Source organism: Pseudomonas sp. Sample_10 (assembly GCF_004321495.1).
GTDB lineage: Bacteria > Pseudomonadota > Gammaproteobacteria > Pseudomonadales > Pseudomonadaceae > Aquipseudomonas.
Map to the genome: position 1 here is coordinate 1 of NZ_RCOE01000294.1, position 2,209 is coordinate 2,209.

Below are 2,209 nucleotides of genomic sequence, written 5' to 3' on the forward strand. Positions count from 1 at the left end.
TGGGCAAGGAATACTGGCTCGGCCCCGGCATGCGCATTTGCCTGGCGATCAAGGCACCGCCGGCCGGTGAAGAATTGTCGCTGCGCAACGGCCCGGTGCGCCTCGGGACACTCCGTTCGGTCGCCAACAGCGATGCGCCAACCGAGTGGCCAGCGGCGCTGCCCGCCAACCCGGTGGCCGAGCCGGACCTGGCCAATGCCGAGAAACTCAACTTCAATTTCGAATGGGTCGGTTCGGTGTCAGTGAACGTCGACAACGGCAAGCCGCCCAGCCTGTGGCAAATTAACGGCAAGGCCTGGGACATCACCGACAAGACCTGCGCCGACCGGCCGATTGCCAAACTCCAGAAGGGCAAAAGCTACATTTTCGAATTGAAGAACATGACCCAGTATCAGCATCCGATTCACCTGCACGGCATGAGTTTCAAGGTCATCGCTTCGAACCGGCACAAGGTGATTCCGTACTTCACCGATACTTACCTGCTGGGCAAGAACGAGCGCGCGCAAGTGGCGCTGGTGGCGGATAACCCCGGGGTGTGGATGTTCCATTGCCATGTGATCGACCACATGGAAACCGGCCTGATGGCCGCTATCGAGGTGGCATGATGCGGCAGATTCGACCCGCGGCGATCATCGACCGCAGCCGTGATCGCGACTTCATGCGTGAAGCGCTGGCGCTGGCCGCCCAAGGCGCGGCCCTCGGTGAAGTACCGGTGGGCGCCGTGTTGGTGCAGGATGGTGAGATCATCGGTCGCGGCTTCAATTGCCCGATCAGCGGCAACGACCCGAGCGCCCACGCCGAGATGGTCGCGATCCGCGCTGCTGCCCAGGCCGTCAGCAACTATCGCCTGCCGGGCAGCACGCTCTACGTCACGCTGGAGCCGTGCAGCATGTGCGCGGGCCTGATCGTGCATTCGCGCATTGCGCGGGTGGTGTACGGCGCGCTGGAGCCCAAAGCGGGGATTGTGCAGAGCCAGGGGCAATTTTTTACCCAGGGCTTTTTGAATCACCGGGTGTTGTACGAAGGTGGGGTGTTGGCGGAAGAATGCGGGGCGGTGCTCAGCGAATTCTTCAAGGCCCGCCGGGCAAAACCAACAATCTGAAAACCGCATCAATTCCTGTGGGAGCTGGCTTGCCAGCGATGACGTCGTCACATCAAACATTGATGTCGACTGAAACACCGCTATCGCTGGCAAGCCAGCTCCCACAGGTTTTTGCAGGGGCTGGAAGGAAAGGTTACTTCTTCGCGACGATCACTGCCCGCATCGGCGCCGGCAGCCCTTCAATCGTCTTGCTGTGATCCTCCGGATCAAGGAAGTCGCTCAACGATTGATATTTCATCCACTCCGTCCCGCGCTGCTCTTCAACGGTGGTGGTGCTCACGTCCACGCATTTCACATCGCTGAACCCGGCACGGCGCAGCCACAACTCCAGCGCCGGCACCGAAGGCAGGAACCACACGTTGCGCATTTGGGCGTAACGGTCTTCCGGTACCAGCACCTGGTGCTTGTCACCTTCGACTACCAGCGTCTCCAGCACCAGTTCACCGCCCTTGACCAGGCAGTCCTTCAGTGCCAGCAAATGCTCGATCGGCGAGCGGCGGTGGTAGAACACACCCATGGAGAACACCGTGTCGAAGCCTTCGAGGTTCGGCGGCAGGTCTTCGAACGGGAAGGGCAGGTGCCAGGCATTCGGTTCGGACAAGTAGCGTTGCACTGCCTGGAACTGGCAGAAGAACAGCCAGTTCGGGTCGACACCGATCACGCTGTCCGCACCGGCGCCGAGCATGCGCCACATGTAATAGCCGTTGCCGCAACCGACATCGAGAATGCGTTTGCCCTTGAGGTCCAGGTGCGGGGCCACCCGCGACCATTTCCAGTCCGAACGCCACTCGGTATCGACATGCACACCGAACAAGTCGAATGGCCCCTTGCGCCACGGCGACAAACCCATCAGCGCAGTGCGCATCTGTGCACGGGTTGCGTCGTCGCAATCGGTGTCCAGTTTCAAACCGTTGAGCAAATCGACGATCTTGGGCTGAATCTTCGGCAAGGCGTCCAGCGCGCTTTGCCAGCGCTCCAGATCGCCATGTCCTTTTTCCATTTTCTTGTCGAGTTGCGCCTGCAAGGTGTTGGCCCAATCGGCCAGCGGCGTGCCGGCCAGACGGCGGGCGAGGGGGGACAGATCAATCATGGCAAGGCAATCAACGA

3 protein-coding genes are annotated in these 2,209 nt (G+C 60.9%); 2 read left to right on the forward strand and 1 reads right to left on the reverse strand.

Annotated elements, in window-relative coordinates; translation table 11 throughout:
• On the forward strand, nucleotides 1-605 hold a 605-nt coding region (locus D8U18_RS27975; protein ID WP_153189120.1), incomplete at its 5' end, for a multicopper oxidase domain-containing protein.
• Nucleotides 605-1,102 (forward strand): tRNA adenosine(34) deaminase TadA, encoded by a 498-nt coding sequence (gene tadA / locus D8U18_RS27980; RefSeq protein WP_056855205.1) that lies wholly within the window; start codon nucleotides 605-607, stop codon nucleotides 1,100-1,102. The genes D8U18_RS27975 and tadA, both read left to right, overlap by 1 nt.
• Before the next feature lie 133 nt (nucleotides 1,103-1,235).
• Here the strand turns inward: tadA and cmoB are convergent, their stop codons facing one another.
• On the reverse strand, nucleotides 1,236-2,192 hold the full coding sequence (gene cmoB / locus D8U18_RS27985) for a tRNA 5-methoxyuridine(34)/uridine 5-oxyacetic acid(34) synthase CmoB (RefSeq protein WP_131109214.1): 957 nt from the start codon (nucleotides 2,190-2,192) through the stop codon (nucleotides 1,236-1,238).
• Nucleotides 2,193-2,209 lie beyond the last annotated feature (17 nt).

Bases quoted from the DNA above. Each gene is read 5' to 3' on its own strand.
- tadA (WP_056855205.1), top strand. From the start codon at position 605: ATGCGGCAGATTCGACCCGCGGCGATCATCGACCGCAGCCGTGATCGC.
- cmoB (WP_131109214.1), bottom strand. From the start codon at position 2,192: ATGATTGATCTGTCCCCCCTCGCCCGCCGTCTGGCCGGCACGCCGCTG.